This is a genomic window from Phytobacter sp. RSE-02, assembly GCF_040578655.1.
Taxonomy (GTDB): domain Bacteria; phylum Pseudomonadota; class Gammaproteobacteria; order Enterobacterales; family Enterobacteriaceae; genus Phytobacter; species Phytobacter diazotrophicus.
Genome location: NZ_JBEULY010000006.1, coordinates 217,825 through 235,604 on the forward strand (window position 1 = coordinate 217,825; position 17,780 = coordinate 235,604).

Annotated in this window: 17 protein-coding genes and 1 other annotated feature; of the genes, 6 read left to right on the forward strand and 11 right to left on the reverse strand. The window is 53.1% G+C overall.

Annotated features, from left to right (window positions below):
- Window positions 1–75 precede the first annotated feature (75 nt).
- The 3 genes from ABU190_RS15175 to ABU190_RS15185 are packed head-to-tail and all read left to right on the forward strand — an operon-like array spanning window position 76 to window position 3,073.
- Window positions 76–1,149 carry an iron ABC transporter permease gene (locus ABU190_RS15175; RefSeq protein WP_354691737.1) on the forward strand — a complete coding sequence of 358 codons (1,074 nt, stop codon included), beginning with the start codon at window positions 76–78 and terminating at the stop codon, window positions 1,147–1,149.
- The gene (locus ABU190_RS15180; protein WP_193795076.1) at window positions 1,146–1,922 is read left to right on the forward strand and encodes an ABC transporter ATP-binding protein; all 777 of its coding nucleotides are present in this window, start codon (window positions 1,146–1,148) and stop codon (window positions 1,920–1,922) included. The genes ABU190_RS15175 and ABU190_RS15180 overlap by 4 nt, the downstream gene beginning before the upstream one ends.
- Before the next feature lie 23 nt (window positions 1,923–1,945).
- Window positions 1,946–3,073, forward strand: a complete 1,128-nt coding sequence (locus ABU190_RS15185) for an ABC transporter substrate-binding protein (protein WP_354691738.1) — start codon at window positions 1,946–1,948, stop codon at window positions 3,071–3,073.
- Window positions 3,074–3,121: 48 nt separating this feature from the next.
- On the opposite strand, the gene ABU190_RS15190 is transcribed toward ABU190_RS15185, so the two are convergent.
- The 3 genes from ABU190_RS15190 to tal all read right to left on the reverse strand — a co-directional run bounded on the left by ABU190_RS15190 (window position 3,122) and on the right by tal (window position 6,199).
- A complete protein-coding gene (locus ABU190_RS15190) occupies window positions 3,122–4,426 on the reverse strand; it encodes an MFS transporter (protein WP_039078281.1) in 1,305 nt (434 codons plus the stop codon).
- Between the two features lie 126 nt (window positions 4,427–4,552).
- On the reverse strand, window positions 4,553–5,140 hold the full coding sequence (gene mog / locus ABU190_RS15195) for a molybdopterin adenylyltransferase (RefSeq protein WP_354691739.1): 588 nt from the start codon (window positions 5,138–5,140) through the stop codon (window positions 4,553–4,555).
- A 105-nt stretch (window positions 5,141–5,245) separates the two neighbouring features.
- Entirely contained in the window at window positions 5,246–6,199 is a 954-nt protein-coding gene (tal, locus tag ABU190_RS15200) for a transaldolase (RefSeq protein WP_071193601.1), read from the reverse strand.
- A gap of 200 nt (window positions 6,200–6,399) precedes the next feature.
- Between tal and ABU190_RS15205 the strand changes: the two genes are divergently transcribed.
- Window positions 6,400–7,827, forward strand: coding sequence for a sodium:alanine symporter family protein (locus ABU190_RS15205; protein WP_354691740.1), 1,428 nt, complete (start codon window positions 6,400–6,402; stop codon window positions 7,825–7,827).
- Between the two features lie 77 nt (window positions 7,828–7,904).
- On the forward strand, window positions 7,905–8,678 hold the full coding sequence (yaaA, locus tag ABU190_RS15210; protein WP_354691741.1) for a peroxide stress protein YaaA: 774 nt from the start codon (window positions 7,905–7,907) through the stop codon (window positions 8,676–8,678).
- 45 nt (window positions 8,679–8,723) lie between these two features.
- On the opposite strand, the gene ABU190_RS15215 is transcribed toward yaaA, so the two are convergent.
- The 7 genes from ABU190_RS15215 to yjjY form a co-directional block, all read right to left on the reverse strand.
- On the reverse strand, window positions 8,724–9,017 hold the full coding sequence (locus ABU190_RS15215; protein WP_354691742.1) for a DUF2502 domain-containing protein: 294 nt from the start codon (window positions 9,015–9,017) through the stop codon (window positions 8,724–8,726).
- 223 nt (window positions 9,018–9,240) lie between these two features.
- Entirely contained in the window at window positions 9,241–10,527 is a 1,287-nt protein-coding gene (gene thrC / locus ABU190_RS15220; RefSeq protein WP_039078275.1) for a threonine synthase, read from the reverse strand.
- Between the two features lie 3 nt (window positions 10,528–10,530).
- Complete coding sequence (gene thrB, locus ABU190_RS15225; protein ID WP_039078274.1) at window positions 10,531–11,460, reverse strand: homoserine kinase; 930 nt, start codon at window positions 11,458–11,460, stop codon at window positions 10,531–10,533.
- 1 nt (window position 11,461) lies between these two features.
- Window positions 11,462–13,924 carry a bifunctional aspartate kinase/homoserine dehydrogenase I gene (thrA, locus tag ABU190_RS15230; RefSeq protein WP_354691743.1) on the reverse strand — a complete coding sequence of 821 codons (2,463 nt, stop codon included), beginning with the start codon at window positions 13,922–13,924 and terminating at the stop codon, window positions 11,462–11,464.
- Window positions 13,925–13,948: 24 nt separating this feature from the next.
- Window positions 13,949–14,066: a sequence feature (Thr leader region), on the reverse strand.
- Window positions 14,005–14,073, reverse strand: coding sequence for a thr operon leader peptide (thrL, locus tag ABU190_RS15235; RefSeq protein ID WP_071846003.1), 69 nt, complete (start codon window positions 14,071–14,073; stop codon window positions 14,005–14,007). (Overlaps the previous feature by 62 nt.)
- Window positions 14,074–14,283: 210 nt before the next feature.
- A complete protein-coding gene (locus ABU190_RS15240; RefSeq protein WP_354691744.1) occupies window positions 14,284–14,970 on the reverse strand; it encodes a tRNA/rRNA methyltransferase in 687 nt (228 codons plus the stop codon).
- A 398-nt stretch (window positions 14,971–15,368) separates the two neighbouring features.
- Window positions 15,369–15,509 (reverse strand): protein YjjY, encoded by a 141-nt coding sequence (yjjY, locus tag ABU190_RS15245; RefSeq protein ID WP_086870418.1) that lies wholly within the window; start codon window positions 15,507–15,509, stop codon window positions 15,369–15,371.
- Window positions 15,510–15,604: 95 nt separating this feature from the next.
- Between yjjY and arcA the strand changes: the two genes are divergently transcribed.
- Complete coding sequence (gene arcA / locus ABU190_RS15250; RefSeq protein ID WP_039078271.1) at window positions 15,605–16,321, forward strand: two-component system response regulator ArcA; 717 nt, start codon at window positions 15,605–15,607, stop codon at window positions 16,319–16,321.
- 39 nt (window positions 16,322–16,360) lie between these two features.
- Here arcA and creD read toward each other — a convergent pair whose 3' ends face one another.
- On the reverse strand, window positions 16,361–17,740 hold the full coding sequence (gene creD, locus ABU190_RS15255) for a cell envelope integrity protein CreD (protein ID WP_296413942.1): 1,380 nt from the start codon (window positions 17,738–17,740) through the stop codon (window positions 16,361–16,363).
- Window positions 17,741–17,780 lie beyond the last annotated feature (40 nt).

Here is a 17,780-nt window from a genome sequence, read left to right on the forward strand (position 1 = left end):
TTGGATATCATGCAACAGCCTGAACAGGAACGTTGGGGGATACATCGATTCTGTTGTGTTGCATAAGGTAAGCCAATGAGTTCCCCTCTTGTCGCCAGTATCAAGCCTGACGAATCCGCCGTGTCGTCACATTACAGAAAAGTCGTGCTGCGGCGTTTTGCGCTGGCAGGCGCGATACTGGCGTTTATTCTCTTTTCACTGATTCTCGATTTCACTATTGGCCCTTCCGGGCTCTCTCTTTCCGCACTCTGGCATGCGCTGGTTGATGCCGGGTCTGCCGATGCGGGCACCCGCGTTATTGTCTGGGAGTTACGCCTGCCCATTGCCTTAATGGCGATCGTGGTCGGAATGGCGCTCGGTCTGGCGGGGGCAGAGATGCAAACCATCCTCAATAACCCGCTCGCCAGCCCGTTTACCCTCGGGGTCTCCTCCGCCGCGTCATTTGGTGCCGCGCTGGCTATCATTCTTGGCCTGGGTATTCCAGGCATTCCCGATCAGTGGGTTATCTCGGTTAATGCCTTTGTTTTCGCCCTGCTGGCCTGCTTTATTCTTGATGGCATTAGCCGCTGGATACGGGTGGCGACCTCCGGCGTAGTGCTGTTTGGCATTGCGCTGGTATTTACCTTCAATGCGCTGATCTCCATTCTGCAATTTGTGGCCAGCGAAGATACATTGCAGGGGCTCGTCTTCTGGACCATGGGCAGTCTGGCTCGCGCCTCATGGGACAAGCTCGCAATTCTGAGCATCGCCCTGCTTCTCATCGTTCCGCTGTCGATGAAAAATGCCTGGAAGCTTACCGCCCTGCGTCTGGGGGAAGACCGGGCCGTCAGTTTTGGTATCAATGTGCGCCAACTGCGTATGGCGACGCTGCTGCGTATCAGTATCATCTCCGCGCTGACCGTGGCCTTTGTTGGGCCTGTTGGCTTTATTGGCCTGGTGGCGCCGCATATCTCGCGAATGCTGTTTGGTGAAGACCACCGCTTTTACCTGCCCGGCAGCATGTTGATTGGCGCACTGGTGCTCTCACTGGCGTCCGTGTTATCGAAGAACATTGTCTCCGGCGTCATCATTCCCGTCGGTATTGTTACCTCCCTGGTCGGCGTCCCCTTCTTCCTGAGCATCATCATTCGCCATCGGGGGAATATATGACCGACGGACTGCGCATCCACGCCCTGCATACCGGCTATCGCAAAAAGAAAATTATCGACGGGCTAACCACCCCGATGCTGCCACGCGGGCAAATCACCGCTCTGCTGGGGCCGAATGGCTCCGGCAAATCCACCCTGCTACGTGCGCTTGCCGATCTCAACCCGGCCCAGGGACAACTGTGGCTGAATGGCGAAGATTTAATGGCCCTCTCCCCGGCAAAGCGGGCGCAAAAGGTGGTTTATCTGCCGCAATCCTTGCCACAGGGCGTGCATCTGCATGCGCTGGAGTCGATTATCGTCGCCCGACGCGCCAGCGGCTTCTATGGCGGCGATAACGTCGAACAGGAGGCCTACGACATTCTGCATAAGCTCGGTATTTCGCACCTGGCGATGAGCTTTTTAGACCAGCTTTCCGGCGGACAGAAACAGTTGATTGGCCTTGCCCAGTCGCTGATTCGCAAACCGGACCTGCTGCTGTTAGACGAGCCGCTGAGCGCACTCGATCTGAACTACCAGTTCCACGTAATGGACATCGTCGCCCGCGAAACGCGCCTGCGTAACATTGTGACGGTGGTGGTGATCCATGACATCAACATTGCGCTGCGCCATGCCGAATATGCGGTGATGCTAAAAAACGGCGCGCTGGTTGCCAGCGGCATTCCAGGCGAGGTCGTCACGCCCGCGAACCTGGCGGCAGTCTACGGGGTAAAAGGCCGGGTCGAATATTGTTCGCAGGGACTACCACACGTGGTGGTCGATGGATTAACAACCTAAAACAGTCATAAGACGGGAAAGAGATGAATCTGAAAAAGACAATCATGGGGATCGCGCTGATCTTTGCTCCCCTGCTGGCGATGGCGCAAAACTGGCCGGTCACGGTGACGGATCTGGATAACCGCAGCGTCACGATCCCTAAGGAGCCGCAGCGCATCATCTTGCAGGATGGCCGCGATATCCTGGCGCTGGCGCTGCTGGAGCGCGACAACCCCTTTGCCAAAGTGGTGGCGTGGAACAACCTGCCGAAAAAACAGGATACGGAAACCTGGAACGTCCTTAAGCGCAAATGGCCGGAAGCCGAGAAGATCCTGGACATGCAGTTTTCGGATCAGGGGAATGTTGATCTGGAGACCATCATCTCGCGCCATCCGGATCTGATGATTGCCCAGCTCCGCGCTAAACCTTCACTGGTACAAAGCGGTGTGCTGGCAAAACTGGAGGCACTGCATGTGCCGGTGGTGTTTGTCGATTACGAACTGCATCCGGTAGAAAACACCCTGCCAGGTATCGCGCTGCTCGGTAAAGTGCTCGGCCAAAATGAGCGCGCGCAACAGTACATCACTTTCTATCAGCAACGTCTGGATATACTGCATCAGCGTCTGGCCAACGCTCACAAAAAACCGCTGGTGTTTATCGAACCGATCGCGGGTGTCGCAGGGCTGGATAATGGTTGCTGCTTTACCCATGCCCGTAATGGCTGGGGCGGTCTGGTCGAAGCGGCGGGCGGTGTGAACATTGGTTCACAACTGCTGCCAGGGGCAACCGGTAATGTGTCAGTGGAAAAAATCATCTCCATGAACCCGGACTACTACCTGATGACCGGTTCAAAACGCCCGGGTAAAGGAACGGCGATCATTCCGTTCGGCTACAACGTGGACGAAAAAGAAGTGGCAACCGCCTTCAATGCCTTACTGGCACGCCAGGGGGTCAGCAGCATTCCTGCCGTTACTCAGGGTCATACCGGCGCGCTCTATCACCACTTCTACAATAATCCGTACAACATTATCGCGATTGAAACGTTAAGTAAGATTTTCTACCCGGAGCTGTTTAAAGACATCGATCCGCTGGCGGATTATCACACTATCATCAAGGATTTCACCCAGATCCCGGATGACAATATCGTCCTGAGCTACACGCCTTCGCACTAATCTTTCTCAGTGCCATCGTCCGATGGCGCTTTCTTTCCAAACGCGCACTTAGCGCGTGGATTTCGCCAACGCCGGGCTCTCGGTAGCAACCAGGTCCTGGCGCAGCCATAACCCCAACCCCAGGCCAATCAGCGACAGCGCCAGTACATACCAGGCGGGCGCCATTGGCGAAACCCCCATTAGCATCGTCACCGCAATCGGCGTCAGCCCGCCAAAAATGGCGTAAGAGACGTTATAGGAGAAGGAGATCCCGGTAAAACGCACTTCCGCCGGGAAAGCGCGAACCATCACATAGGGTACGGCTCCGACAACCCCAACGCAGAACCCGACCAGCCCATACAAGGCAAAAAGCTGCTCCGGGTGGCTGCCCGTCAGGTGATAGAAGAACCAGCTTGAGCAGGCCAGCATAATGCTGCCGACAATAAAGGTTTTGCTGGGACCAACGCGATCCACCACCAGCCCGGCGGTCAAACAGCCGAAACAGAGCATAATGGTCGCGATACTGTTCGCCTGCAGGGTTAAGGCTGGCGCGAAACCATACTGTTTTTGCAGCCAGACGGGCGACATCAAAATCACCACTACGATCCCGGCCGACAGTAGCCAGGTCAGCAGCATCGAGATCACCACCGCTTTCTTATGCTTCATGACGACGGCTTTCACCGGTAGCTCTTGCGCCAGTGCTTTACGCTGCTGCATTTCAAGGAAAATCGGCGTCTCTTGCAACCAACGGCGCAAATACATTGCCACCAGGCCAAACGCACCGCCCAGCAGGAAAGGTATACGCCATCCACCATCGTGAATCGCCTGCTGCGTCATGCTGGTATTGATCAGGGTAGCGACCACAGAGCCAAGCAGGATCCCCACCGTCAGCCCGGCGGTTAATGTTCCGCAGGCAATCCCGATACGGCGTTCCGGCACATGTTCCGCCACAAACACCCACGCACCCGGCACTTCGCCGCCAATCGCCGCCCCCTGCAAGACACGCATCAATAGCAGCAGCAACGGCGCAACGATGCCCATAGAGGCATACGTCGGCAGCAAGCCAATCGCCAGCGTAGGCACCGCCATCAGCAAGATGCTCAGGGTGAACATCTTCTTACGCCCCACCAGATCGCCAAAATGGGCCATCACGATACCGCCCAACGGGCGCGCCAGATAACCTGCGGCAAAGATGCCGAATGTCTGCACCTGACGCAGCCACTCCGGGATATCCGCCGGGAAAAACAGCTCACCGACAACGGCGGCAAAGAAAACAAAAATGATGAAGTCATAGAACTCAAGCGCACCGCCTAACGCGGCAAGCGTGAGGGTTTTGTAATCCTGCTTATTGAGGGGACGTGTGTAGTTTGACATAGCGGACCATTTGTAAAGAGGAAGTGTTGATTTCGTTTTTACGCAAACTGTAAATTAAAAATTACTATACCGTAAATAAATCAACACTCCAGTGCCCGCATGACTTAATTTAAAAAACCACTATTTTTAGGATATTGTCTCGCGTCTTGCACTTTTTGGGCGAAAAGCCGCTACGACTTTGGGATCGGTTTCGATATATGGCCCGTCGAGAAGCTGTACACAATACGGTACACTGGCAAAAATACCTGGCACGGTTACCTGCCCGTCCGCCTGCTTCACCCCTTCAAGTGTCTCTTTGATGGATTTTGGCTGCCCCGGTAAATTGAGGATCAGCGCCTGCTTGCGAATCACCCCCACCTGGCGGGAGAGAATGGCGGTAGGCACAAAGTTGAGGCTGATTTGACGCATCTGTTCGCCAAACCCCGGCATTTCGCGGTCAGCAATGGCAAGTGTTGCATCAGGAGTGACATCACGGCGCGCAGGACCGGTGCCGCCCGTCGTCAGGACCAGATGGCAGCTCATCTCGTCCACTAGCTCACACAGTGTCTGTTCAATGATGCTCTGTTCGTCCGGGACAAGCCGCTTTTCGATGGTAAAAGGGGTGGTCAGCGCCTGCGCCAGCCACTCTTCCAGTGCCGGGAGGCCTTTATCCTGGTAAACACCGCTGGAGGCGCGATCGGAAACAGAAACTAAGCCAATGCGTAATGTATCCATATTCATTCCGTTCAAAAAAATAATGACTAACGGAAATGATACACGCTGAGGGGAAATGCAGACAGAGGGGAAAGTGTGGCCGGGTCTCCGGCCACACCTGAATGATTACAGCAGATCGCCGATCATTTTTTCCAGTTTTTCCTGGTCAACAGCAAACTTACGGATACCGTCCGCCAGTTTGTCTACTGCCATCGGATCCTGGTTGTGCTGCCAGAAGAATTGCGCTTCGGTAATACGTTCCGGGCGTGCTTTCACTTCGCCAGCATAGGACAGTTTACGTTCGATAGCGCCTTCGCTTTCTGCCAACTCTTTCAGCAGGCCCGGAGCGATAGTCAGACGGTCACAGCCTGCCAGTTCCAGAATTTCACCGACGTTACGGAAGCTTGCGCCCATCACGACGGTTTCATAGCCGTGCTGTTTGTAGTACTGGTAGATTTCGGTTACGGAAACCACACCCGGATCTTCTGCCGGTGCGTACTCTTTTTTATCCGTGTTGGCTTTGTACCAGTCGAGGATACGGCCCACAAACGGGGAAATCAGATAAACGCCAGCTTCTGCACAGGCGCGTGCCTGGGCGAAGGAGAACAGCAGCGTCAGGTTACAGTTGATGCCTTCTTTTTCCAGTTGTTCAGCCGCGCGAATACCCTGCCAGGTAGAAGCCAGCTTGATCAGGATGCGATCGTTGCTGATACCCGCGTCGTTATACAGTTTGATCAGGCGTTTTGCTTTCGCGATGGACGCGTCGGTGTCATAGGACAGGCGTGCGTCAACTTCGGTAGAAATGCGACCAGGGATCAGTTTGAGAATTTCCAGACCGATATTCACCGCCAGTTTGTCCGTTGCATCTACCACTTGCTGCGCGCGGTCGCTGCTCTGTTCTTTCGCCCAGGCAATAGCGTCATCAATCAGTTTGCGGTATTCAGGGATTTGGGCAGCGCCAAGAATCAGAGAAGGGTTGGTGGTAGCGTCCTGCGGCTGGTACAGCTTCATCGCCGCGATATCTCCGGTGTCAGCAACAACAGTTGTGTATTGACGCAGAGAAGTCAATTTATCCGTCATGATAGTGTTTCTCTTTGAACTTGTTAGGGGGATGTAACCGGTCTGCCCTGATGATAACACGACGCCCTGCCAGCGCAACCGCAGACATTGCGCACGCCCGGTATGGTAAACTAGATTTATTAATTGCCTGCAAAGTAGTGCTTTATTAATAATAGCGCTGCTTATTAACCTGCGAACCGGCATAGACAAGAGGGATGTTAATGCCTGAATTCTTCTCTTTTATCAGTGAAATACTTTGGGGTTCATTGATGCTCTACCTGCTGCTTGCGGCAGGTATCTGGTTTGCTTTTAAAAGCAAATTTGTACCGTTTCGCCTGATTGGCGACTTCTACCATAATCTCAAACATAGCCGTGCCCAGTCGGGTGGACTGACGTCGTATCAGGCGCTGTTTCTCAGCCTTGCCGGACGAATGGGGTCCGGTAATTTAGCCGGTGTGGCGTTAGCGATTACGGCAGGCGGCCCCGGCGCGATTTTCTGGATGTGGATATCGGCCTTGATTGGCATGGCAACGTGTTTCGCCGAAAGCACACTGGCGCAACTCTACAAAGAACGCGACGCCAACCAGCAGTTTCGCGGCGGTCCTGCATGGTACATGGCGCGAGGCCTTGGCATGCGCTGGATGGGCGTGCTGTTTTCCGTATTCCTGCTGTTGGTTTACGGGCTGTTATTCAATACCATTCAGGCCAATTCGGTAGCGAATGCCGTCCATTTTGCCTGGCATTTTAATGAGATTTACACCGGTCTTATTTTTGCTGGAATGATTCTGCTATTGATCACGAAAAGCATGAAACAGATTGCTCGTATCATGCAGTGGGTGGTCCCGATCATGGCCCTGGCCTGGGTAATGACCAGTGTCGGTATTGGCATTGCGCACTTCACCGCACTGCCGGAGATGTTCGCCAATATTGTGAAAAGTGCCTTTGGCTGGCAGGAAGCGGCGGCAGGTACCATGGGTTACACGCTTAGCCAGGCGCTCACCAGCGGTTTTCAACGCAGTATGTACTCCAACGAGGCAGGGATGGGCTCAACGCCGAATGCCGCCGCAGCCGCGGCTTCATCTCCCCCTCATCCTGCCGCTCAGGGCTTTGTGCAAATGGTCGGCGTAGTTGTCGACACGTTTTTGGTATGCACCGCCAGCGCGTTTATTCTTCTCCTGGCAAAAGATACGCCAACAGATAACGCAGTCATTGGCGTCCAACAGGTTCAGGAAGCAATGGTAGCGCTGACGGGTTCATGGGGAGCCAGCTTTGTCGCCGTCATCATCATCATGTTTGCGTTTAATTCCATTATCGCCAATTACGTTTACGCCGAAAATAATCTCATTTTCCTGCGTATGAACAGCAGGCGTAATATTTGGCTGTTGCGTATCGGGATCTTACTGATGGTGTTGATCGGCTCTCAATTGCGCATCCCGGTACTCTGGCATGTGGCAGATGTAATGATGGCGTTTATGGCTATCACTAACATGACGGCGATTCTGCTACTGTCTCCCGTCGTCACCCTTATCGCCGCCGATTATCTACGCCAGCGCAAGATGGGAGTGATGCCAGTGTTCGATCCGAAGCGTTATCCGGATATTAACCCGCAGCTCGCGCCCGGCGCATGGGATGATAAAACGGGATCGTAAATGACAATCGCAACTATTGATCAATTGCAGGCCGTTTTTTGTTACAGTCAGCGGAAATTTTCCTGCAAGGACTGACTATGCTGATTCTCATCTCGCCCGCGAAAACGCTGGATTATCAAAGTGAGCTGGCCACTACGCGCTACACACAGCCTGAATTGCTGGATTATTCGCAGCAGTTGATTAAGGTTGCGCGTAAGCTTAGCGCGCAGCAAATCAAAGCCCTGATGGGTATCAGCGATAAGCTTGCCGACCTGAACGCCACCCGCTTTCACGACTGGCAGCCGGACTTTACGCCAAAAAACGCCCGCCAGGCCATTCTGGCCTTTAAAGGCGATGTCTATACCGGCCTGCAGGCAGAAACCTTCACCGAGGCTGATTTCGATTTTGCACAGCAGCATTTGCGTATGCTCTCTGGTTTGTACGGCGTTTTGCGTCCGCTGGACCTGATGCAGCCTTACCGTCTGGAGATGGGGATCCGCCTGGAAAATGAGAAGGGGAAGGATCTTTATCAGTTCTGGGGCGAGGTCATCACCAATACGCTGAATGAAGCCATTAAGGCGCAGGGCGATGACATCGTGGTGAATCTGGCATCCGATGAGTACTTTAAATCGGTCAAAACACAAAAACTGAACGCGCAAATTATCAAACCCGTCTTTCTGGACGAGAAAAATGGCAAGTTTAAGGTCATTAGTTTTTACGCCAAAAAAGCACGCGGCCTGATGAGTCGTTACATCATTGAAAACCGCCTGACAAAACCAGAGCAGTTAACCGCGTTTGATAGCGAAGGCTATTTCTTTGATGAAGAGCTGTCCGGCAAGGGCGAATTGGTCTTTAAACGTCACGAACAGTAAGGCTGTGGCCCCCTCTCTGAGGAGGGGGCAGGATAAGCGAAGAGATTAATCGTGGCGCCAGTCCGGCCCCGGACGATGGTCATCGTGGCGATCATCATGATGGTCGCCACGGAAGTCGCGACGGTCGTCACCGTGCGGACGCCAGTGGTTTTCGCGCCATTCGTAATGTCTGTGCCACCAGTCATGATCGCGCCAGTGGCCGCCATCCCAGTAGTTGCCGTGACGATCCTGATCGCCGATTTGCAGTTTTACTGCTGGCACAAGGGTAATTTCAGCAGCCTGTGCCGCCAGCGGAGCCACCATCAACAACGAAAGCGCGAAGAATACAGGTTTCAACATGGGTTACTCCTTTGTTCATCTTGCCCGTAGTGGGCCGATGTGAGGAGCTTAAGCAAAGTGATGGCGGCTTGTTATTCTCTGCAATCCTAATCTCTAAGTGCCCGCATTTTATGGGAATTCCTCCGTTTTTCCTGCCATATTCCTCCTTAATTTCTCCGTATTCAGGCGTAAAAAAACCGGGCAGCGATTACGCTCACCCGGTTCAGGTTTGAGACGAAGTGGATTACGCTTTGCTCATCATCAGCTTACGCAATTCAGCGAAGTCCGCAGGCAGATGGTGCGACAGCAGTTCCAGATCTGCGCGCTCTGCCAGTTCTTTCGGTAATGGCAGTGTTTCGCCGAGAATCTCTTCGACGCTCTCTTTGAATTTCGCCGGATGCGCGGTCCCCAGGAACAGGCCGTACTCGCCCGGATGCAGTTGATCGCGCAGCGCACGGTAAGCGATTGCCGCATGCGGTTCAGAGAGATAACCCTTGCCTTTCAGCTCACGCATGGTCTCTTTGGTCGTTTCGTCGTCCACTGCGGCATAGCCCAGTTCGTTCAGACGCCAGATTTTACGGCGGAACAGCTCTTCCACGCGCGGCCAGTTGTTCGGCTGGCTGACGTCCATCGCGTTCGACAGAGTTGCCTGTGTCGCTTTTGGCTTCCACTCACCGTCCTGCAGGAAGCGCGGTACGGTGTCATTCGCATTGGTCGCCGCGATAAAACGCTTAATGGGCAGCCCAAGCGATTTCGCCAGCAGGCCCGCCGTTAAGTCGCCAAAGTTGCCGCTTGGCACGGAAACAACCAGCTGATTACGCGCCTCTTGTGGCAGTTGCGCCACCGCTTCAAAGTAGTAGCAAATCTGCGCCAGCAGGCGGCTAATGTTGATTGAGTTCGCTGAGTTCAGGCCCAGCGCCACTTTCAGTTCTTCATCATCAAAAGCCTGTTTTACCAGTGCCTGACAGGCGTCGAAATCCGCATCAATGGCGACGGTTTCGATATTGCCACCCAGCGTACAGAACAGTTTTTCCTGTAGCGGACTGATTTTTCCGTTCGGGTAAAGGATCACGACACGAACGTTTTTCAGGCCGTAGAAGGCATGCGCCACTGCCGCCCCGGTATCACCGGAGGTCGCAGTCAGGATCGTCACCGGCTTGTCGCCGCTGATTGTGGTCAGCATTTGCGCCATAAAGCGCCCACCGAAGTCTTTAAACGCCAGCGTCGGGCCATGAAACAGCTCCAGGCAACCAACATCGCTCTCAACCGGCTGTACGGGCGCCGGGAACGCAAACGCATCCCGAACGCGCGCTTCCAGAATGTCCTGTGGAATTTCATCACCGATGAACGCCCCGAGGATTTTGGCGCTGCGCGCAACGAAATCCATGGTCAGCATGTCATCAATTTCAGTCAGGCTGAATTCCGGCAGGTCATGCGGGAAAAACAGCCCCTGGTTCTTGCCAAGCCCTTGTGTGACGGCCTGCGCGAAGCTGACCTGTTCGTTGTGATCTTTTAAGTTATAGAGTTTCATTGGTTATCCCACTACTCGTGCACCCGTCGTGTCCAGACGGCAAATATGAACAAAGCCTTCCTGATTTTGCAAATAGTGTTTGCTCAGCCAGTCTGCCACACGTTGCGCTGTTTCCGTTTTATCGCACAACGCAAAAAGCGTTGGGCCGGAACCAGAAATACCACAGGAGAGCGCCCCCATTTCGGCGACCGCCTGACGTGCCTCATTAAACCCAGGCAGTAATTTCATGCGATACGGCTCAGCAATAACATCTTTCATCAGCTTCGCCGCAAGCTGGGGCTGACGGGAATAGCAGGCGTGAATAAAGCCCGCCAGATGCCGACCATGAGCAATACAGTCCTGACGACGATACTGCGCCGGCAGGATAGCGCGGGCCTCCGCGGTAGAAACTTTGATGCCCGGATAGGCCAGCACCCACAGCCATTCATCAAAGCCAGGCACCTGCTGGCTGATAATGCCGTTTTCCTCGATCATCAATTGCATGCCGCCAAGGTAGCAAGGCGCCACGTTGTCGTAATGCACGCTGCCGGAAATGCGCCCTTCCAGCTCGCCCATCAGCGCCAGCATTCGCGTCTCATTTAACGGTTTGCCGCAATACTCGTTCATTGCCACCAGCGCCGCGACAACAGAACAGGCACTGGACCCCAGCCCTGAGCCAATCGGCATGTTTTTTTCCAGTGTCATTGCTACAGGAACCGTTTTGCCAATCTCCTGGCAGAAACGCTCCCAGCACTGGTAGACAATATTTTCACGAGGCTCTGTCGGCAGTTTACTGGCAAAACGCCCCAGATTTTTCAGGCTAAAACTGTCCGCCGCCTCAACTGAGACATTATCACCCAACAGCGTGCCATCTATCGGCGTCACCGCGGCGCCCAACACATCAAAACCCACGCTCATATTGGCGCTGGAGGCCGGAGCATATACTTTCACCATCTTAAACTCCCAACTTCCAGGACAGCGTACGCAGCAAGTCTGCAAACACCCCTGCCGCAGTAACATCATTGCCCGCACCATAGCCTCGCAGGACCAGCGGCAGCGGTTGGTAATAGTGGCTATAAAACGCAAGGGCGTTTTCGCCGTTTTTCACTTTGAACAGTGGATCATTACCATCCACTTCGGCAATTTTCACCCGACAGGTGCCATCTTCTTCGATGTTGCCGACGTAGCGCAGCACTTTGCCTTCGTCGCGCGCTTTCGCCACACGATCGGCGAAGTGATCATCAAGCTGTGGCAGACGCGCCATAAAACTTTCAACGTCACCGCTGTCGTCGAATGTAGCTGGCAGCACAGGTTCAATCACAATATCGGAAAGCTCCAGCTCACGCCCGGTTTCACGAGCCAGGATCAGGAGCTTACGCGCCACGTCCATACCGGAAAGATCGTCACGCGGATCAGGTTCGGTGTAACCCATTTCACGTGCGATCTTAGTCGCATCCGACAGGCTCATCCCTTCATCGAGCTTACCGAAAATAAACGATAGCGAACCAGAAAGAATGCCGGAGAAACGTTGTAACTCATCACCCGCATTGAGCAGGTTTTGCAGATTTTCGATAACCGGCAAGCCCGCGCCCACGTTGGTGTCATAGAGGAACTTCCGGCGTGATTTCTCCGCCGCATGGCGCAACTGATGGTAGTAAGCCATCGATGAGGTGTTGGCCTTTTTGTTGGGCGTCACCACATGGAAACCTTCGCGCAGGAAATCGGCATACTGATCGGCCACTGCCTGGTGTGACGTACAATCTACAATAACCGGGTTCAGCAGGTGGTATTCCTTCACCAGACGAATCAAACGGCCCAGGTTGAAAGGCTCTTTGGCCTCAGCAAGCTCAGCCTGCCAGTTTTCCAGATTTAACCCGTGTACGTTGGTGAGCAACGCTTTCGAGTTTGCCACGCCGCAGACGCGCAAATCGATATGCTTACTTTTGAGCCATGCCTGCTGACGCTTAAGCTGTTCGAGCAGCGCACCACCAACACCGCCCACGCCAATCACAAACACTTCAATAACCTGGTCGGTGTTAAACAGCATCTGGTGCGTGACGCGCACACCCGTGGTGGCATCATCGTTGCTCACCACGACAGAAATCGAACGCTCGGAAGATCCTTGCGCGATCGCCACGATGTTGATATTAGCGCGCGCCAGTGCAGCAAAGAATTTCGCGGAAATACCACGCAGAGTACGCATGCCGTCGCCCACGACAGAGATGATAGCCAGACGCTCCATCACGGCCAGCGGCTCCAGCAATCCTTCTTTCAGTTCCAGGTAAAATTCATCGCCCATTGCACGCTGCGCGCGGACGCAATCGGATTGCGGTACACAGAAGCTGATGCTGTATTCAGAGGAGGACTGGGTAATCAGCACGACAGAAATACCCGCACGCGACATCGCGGCAAACACGCGCGCCGCCATGCCAACCATGCCTTTCATCCCCGGACCTGAAACACTGAACATCGCCATGTTATTCAGATTGGAAATACCTTTGACCGGCAGGCCATCCTCATCAGAGGTGGCACCAATCAGAGTACCGGGTGCCTGCGGGTTACCGGTATTTTTAATGAGGCAAGGGATCTGGAACTGAGCGATAGGGGTAATGGTACGCGGGTGGAGCACTTTCGCACCGAAGTAGGAGAGTTCCATCGCTTCCTGGTACGACATGGATTTCAGCAGACGGGCATCCGGTACCTGGCGTGGATCACAGGTGTAGACACCGTCAACATCGGTCCAGATTTCACAACAATCCGCACGCAGGCAGGCAGCCAGAACCGCAGCGGAGTAATCAGAACCATTACGTCCCAGAACAACCAGCTCACCTTTTTCGTTTCCGGCAGTGAACCCTGCCATCAACACCATATGGTCGGACGGGATACGGCTGGCGGCGATGCGGCGCGTTGACTCCGCAATATCCACCGTAGACTCAAGATAGTGCCCAATAGCCAGCAGTTTCTCGACCGGATCAATCACACTCACCTTATGACCGCGCGCTTCAAGCAACCCCGCCATAATGGCGATGGAGAGCTTTTCGCCACGGCAGATTAGCGCCGCATTAATGCTGTCAGGGCATTGCCCCAGCAGGCTTATCCCGTGCAAGACGTGTTTGATCTGCGCAAATTCTTGTTCGACAAAGGTTTTTAACTGTGCGAGGGGAAAACCAGGCTGTGCATCCGCCAATCCTTGCAGTAGCTCAGAAAAAATACGTTCGGCATCGCTAATATTTGGTACGGCATCCTGACCTCCGATCGTTTTTTCGATCATTGCGACCAGGTGATTGGTGATTTTCGCCGGGGCAGATAACACAGTTGCCACCTGCCCCTGCCTGGCATTGCTCTCCAGGATGTCGGCAACACGCAGAAACCTTTCCGCATTTGCCACTGATGTACCGCCGAACTTCAACACTCGCATGGTATTACCCCTTGATCTTTGCTCGAAAAAAAAGCCCGCACTGTTCAGGTGCGGGCTTTTTTCTGTGTTTCCTGTACGCGTCAGCCCGCACCGTTACCTGTGGTAATGGTGGTGGTAATAATAATGGTGACGGTGCTGGTGCGTTTCATGGATGTTGTGTGCTCTGTAATTTTATTCTGTCTGTGCTCTGCCTATATTGGTTAAAGTATCTGCCGCCTTAAGTCAACGAATTTTTAGTTTTCAGCTATTTTGCGCAACCTTGCGCTACGCCCGCTGCTTATTGACTTATCATAGGTAAAGACCATACAAACCGCATCATTGTAGTGACTTCATCCATAAAATATTCTTATGACAGTGATTTACTCGGCGAGTTTTTTTTCAATGTCATGAAGCAAACGATGCAACATTGCAGTGTCTCGCTGCTCCAGCATCCCCACACGCTGATCCAGCCAGTCGGCCATTTTCATGTCATCCGCCACATCGAGTTTTTCGAGCAACGCATGCGCGCGCAGACGTAAAGCACGAAGCTGGTTATCATCACGTTGCGTTACCACTTTGGCAGCATTTTGTATTAAAGATGCTAATTGATAACAATAAACCATGACGGCCTGCCCCAGATTGAGTGAAGGATAATCGGCAACCATCGGCACACCCGTCAGAATGTCTGCAAGCGCCAGTTCGTCATTTGTCAGACCCGAATCTTCCCGGCCAAACACCAGTGCGGCGGCGGGGAGCCACGCGTTTTTTTCCGCCAGAAGCGGTACCAATTCTGCAGGCGTTGCATAGTAATGGAATTTCGCGCGACTTCGCGCCGTCGTGGCGACGGTGAATGAAATATCGGCCAACGCATCGGATAATGAAGAATAAGTTTTAACATTATCAAGCACATCCCCGGCGCCATGTGCGACACGGCGAGCGCCTTCCTGTAAATGGGCATCGCTGTCGACAATGCGCAGATCTGTGAAACCCATCGTTTTCATCGCGCGCGCGGCAGCGCCAACATTCTCCGCTCTGGCGGGAGAAACCAATACAATGGCCAGGTGCATTTTTACTCTCTTTTTTATCATATCGACGCGCGAGTGAAGGATTATGTCAGCATATTACGCGTCGCGAATTTACAATTTTGTAACAGCAATCACTGAATTTCGTCTTGCCAACGGTTAAAAAAAGCTAAACTGTTGACTGGCGGATTAACCGCTTAAATGTTAACAGAAAATGCTTATCCCTATGTTTCTTCATGGCATTTTAATTATGAATCTGAATCTCCTATTGGATTCAGCTTATTTATCAATTAATATCCGCAACTAGTTGGTTTATTGAAAAATTGTGATAATCGCTAGCATTTAGATATCAAGATTTCACCAAACTGTTAACGTGCTACAATTGAACTTGATATATGTCAACGAAGCGTAGTTTTATTGGGTGTCCCTTGCGTCTTAGCCTGTTATGTTGCTGTTAAAATGGTTAGGATGACAGCCGTTTTTGACACTGTCGGGTTCAAAGGGAAAGTGCCCACGACCAAGCTAATGATGTTGTTGACGTTGATGGAAAGTGCATCAAGAACGCAATTACGTACTTTAGTCATGTTACGCCGTTCATGTTAATTTGCGACATGTACCAGGCTGGTCAGGGACTTTTGTACTTCCTGTTTCGATTTAGTTGGCAATTTAGGTAGCAAACATGCAGACCCCGCACATTCTTATCGTTGAAGACGAGTTGGTAACACGCAACACGTTGAAAAGCATCTTCGAAGCGGAAGGTTACGATGTCTTTGAAGCGACAGATGGCGCTGAAATGCATCAGATCCTCTCCGAAAATGATATCAACCTGGTGATTATGGACATCAATCTGCCAGGTAAAAATGGCCTTTTACTTGCCCGTGAATTACGCGAGCAAGCAAATGTCGCACTGATGTTCCTGACCGGTCGTGACAACGAAGTAGACAAAATCCTGGGCCTCGAAATCGGTGCGGATGACTACATCACCAAACCGTTTAACCCGCGTGAACTGACTATCCGTGCGCGTAACCTGCTGTCCCGTACCATGAATTTGGGCACCATCAGCGAAGAGCGCCGCAGTGTCGACAGCTATAAGTTTAATGGCTGGGAACTGGATATTAACAGCCGCTCACTGATCAGCCCTAATGGCGAACAGTATAAGCTGCCGCGTAGCGAATTCCGTGCGATGCTGCATTTCTGCGAAAACCCGGGCAAGATCCAGTCCCGCGCCGAATTGCTGAAAAAAATGACCGGGCGTGAGCTGAAACCACACGACCGTACGGTTGACGTCACCATCCGTCGCATCCGTAAGCATTTTGAATCCACTCCGGACACACCGGAAATCATCGCGACGATCCACGGTGAAGGTTACCGTTTCTGCGGTGATCTGCAGGAATAATCCTCCTTCAAAAAAAAGCGGCGCCAGGCGCCGCTTTTTTTATTTCCATATCCGTAGTTCTTCATCGACAGGAACCTGGCTTTCTACGGGCTTTTTCACCGCCCGCGAAAGGGAGTACCAGTCGAAGCGCCGTGTCAGTATCATCACGGTACTCAGTGCCGCAAACAGTACGCCTGTTCCCAGTAACAACGCGCTGTCTTCGGAATTCAGCAAACTCCACATTACGCCATAGAGCACCAATAGCGCACCGCTAAAGGGCAGGCTGGCACGCCAGCTTTTCATCACGCCTTGCAAATAGATACCGTTAATCGCCGCCCCCAGTCCACTGGCAATAATCCACGCCCAGGTAAAGCCGACATGCTCTGACAACGCCAGCAGGACCAGATAGAACATCACCAGCGATAACCCCACCAGTAGATACTCCATGGGGTGCATTTGCCGCCCGGTAAGACTTTCAAAGACGAAAAACGCGGCGAAAATGAGGGCAATAAGCAAAATCGCATACTTCACCGCTCTGTCCGTCAGTTGGTACTGATCCGCAGGCGTGGCGATATTGACGCTGAATGCGGGCAGGCGCCACTCGTTGTCGCTGCTCAGACTCAGGACATCACGAATTTTGCTGTCCAGGTTATTGGCAAACCACGTACTTTGCCAGCGCGCCTGGTAACCCGCAGGGGTAACTTCGCGTTTCGCAGGCAGAAAGTCACCGGTGAAGCCGGGGTGAGGCCAGTCCCCCATCAGCGCCATTTCGCTGTTTCTGCCTAGTGGGACCACGGAAAATGCGCCGGTACCATTGAGACTAAATGAAGCGTTTAGTTTGATATTTTTTTGCGTAATACCCGGCGCCGTCAGTGGAACATGGATACCCTGTAAGTCGCTCATCAGCCCCGATCCCGGCTCTACGCTGAGCGATTCACCGTTCACCTTCATCGCCCGTATTTGCCCAATCCCTCGGGCATCACTCAGAGCAAACACGACAAACGGCTCGCCCAGTTGCCTGGTATCACTCGCCTCCAGCCCGGCACGTTTTGGGTCAAACTCAGCGTTGATACTGATATCCCCATGCCACACTTGCCCGTCGTAGATACCCACCTGGCGGTTTTCGACTTGCTGTTTCCCCTCAACCATGAGTGATTCAGGTAGCCAGAAACGGATATAGCTTTTCGAACGGCGAACTTCCTTCGGGGGTTCATCTCCCGTCGACTCCAGCGAAGTCACAACGTCCGTCACCGGAATCGCAATTAGCGGACCAATCAACTTTTGCGGCCCGGCGCTACTTTGCCGCAGCGTATCGGCGACCTCATTACGGTAGTCGCCTCTCTCTTTGATTAAATTGCCAACCATTATCAGTGGGATCAGCAACAGACAAATGCACCCTGCCAGGGTGGTAATTTTCCAGAATAACGGTGATTTCAACATAGCCCCTCCTTTGTGTTGCGCGCAGAGTAACGGGGCTATA

What these genes read in the sequence shown, in the direction of transcription:
- ABU190_RS15175 (WP_354691737.1), top strand. Translation starts at nt 76, where the DNA reads ATGAGTTCCCCTCTTGTCGCCAGTATCAAGCCTGACGAATCCGCCGTG.
- ABU190_RS15180 (WP_193795076.1), top strand. Translation starts at nt 1,146, where the DNA reads ATGACCGACGGACTGCGCATCCACGCCCTGCATACCGGCTATCGCAAA.
- ABU190_RS15185 (WP_354691738.1), top strand. Translation starts at nt 1,946, where the DNA reads ATGAATCTGAAAAAGACAATCATGGGGATCGCGCTGATCTTTGCTCCC.
- ABU190_RS15190 (WP_039078281.1), bottom strand. Translation starts at nt 4,426, where the DNA reads ATGTCAAACTACACACGTCCCCTCAATAAGCAGGATTACAAAACCCTC.
- mog (WP_354691739.1), bottom strand. Translation starts at nt 5,140, where the DNA reads ATGGATACATTACGCATTGGCTTAGTTTCTGTTTCCGATCGCGCCTCC.
- tal (WP_071193601.1), bottom strand. Translation starts at nt 6,199, where the DNA reads ATGACGGATAAATTGACTTCTCTGCGTCAATACACAACTGTTGTTGCT.
- ABU190_RS15205 (WP_354691740.1), top strand. Translation starts at nt 6,400, where the DNA reads ATGCCTGAATTCTTCTCTTTTATCAGTGAAATACTTTGGGGTTCATTG.
- yaaA (WP_354691741.1), top strand. Translation starts at nt 7,905, where the DNA reads ATGCTGATTCTCATCTCGCCCGCGAAAACGCTGGATTATCAAAGTGAG.
- ABU190_RS15215 (WP_354691742.1), bottom strand. Translation starts at nt 9,017, where the DNA reads ATGTTGAAACCTGTATTCTTCGCGCTTTCGTTGTTGATGGTGGCTCCG.
- thrC (WP_039078275.1), bottom strand. Translation starts at nt 10,527, where the DNA reads ATGAAACTCTATAACTTAAAAGATCACAACGAACAGGTCAGCTTCGCG.
- thrB (WP_039078274.1), bottom strand. Translation starts at nt 11,460, where the DNA reads ATGGTGAAAGTATATGCTCCGGCCTCCAGCGCCAATATGAGCGTGGGT.
- thrA (WP_354691743.1), bottom strand. Translation starts at nt 13,924, where the DNA reads ATGCGAGTGTTGAAGTTCGGCGGTACATCAGTGGCAAATGCGGAAAGG.
- ABU190_RS15240 (WP_354691744.1), bottom strand. Translation starts at nt 14,970, where the DNA reads ATGCACCTGGCCATTGTATTGGTTTCTCCCGCCAGAGCGGAGAATGTT.
- yjjY (WP_086870418.1), bottom strand. Translation starts at nt 15,509, where the DNA reads ATGACTAAAGTACGTAATTGCGTTCTTGATGCACTTTCCATCAACGTC.
- arcA (WP_039078271.1), top strand. Translation starts at nt 15,605, where the DNA reads ATGCAGACCCCGCACATTCTTATCGTTGAAGACGAGTTGGTAACACGC.
- creD (WP_296413942.1), bottom strand. Translation starts at nt 17,740, where the DNA reads ATGTTGAAATCACCGTTATTCTGGAAAATTACCACCCTGGCAGGGTGC.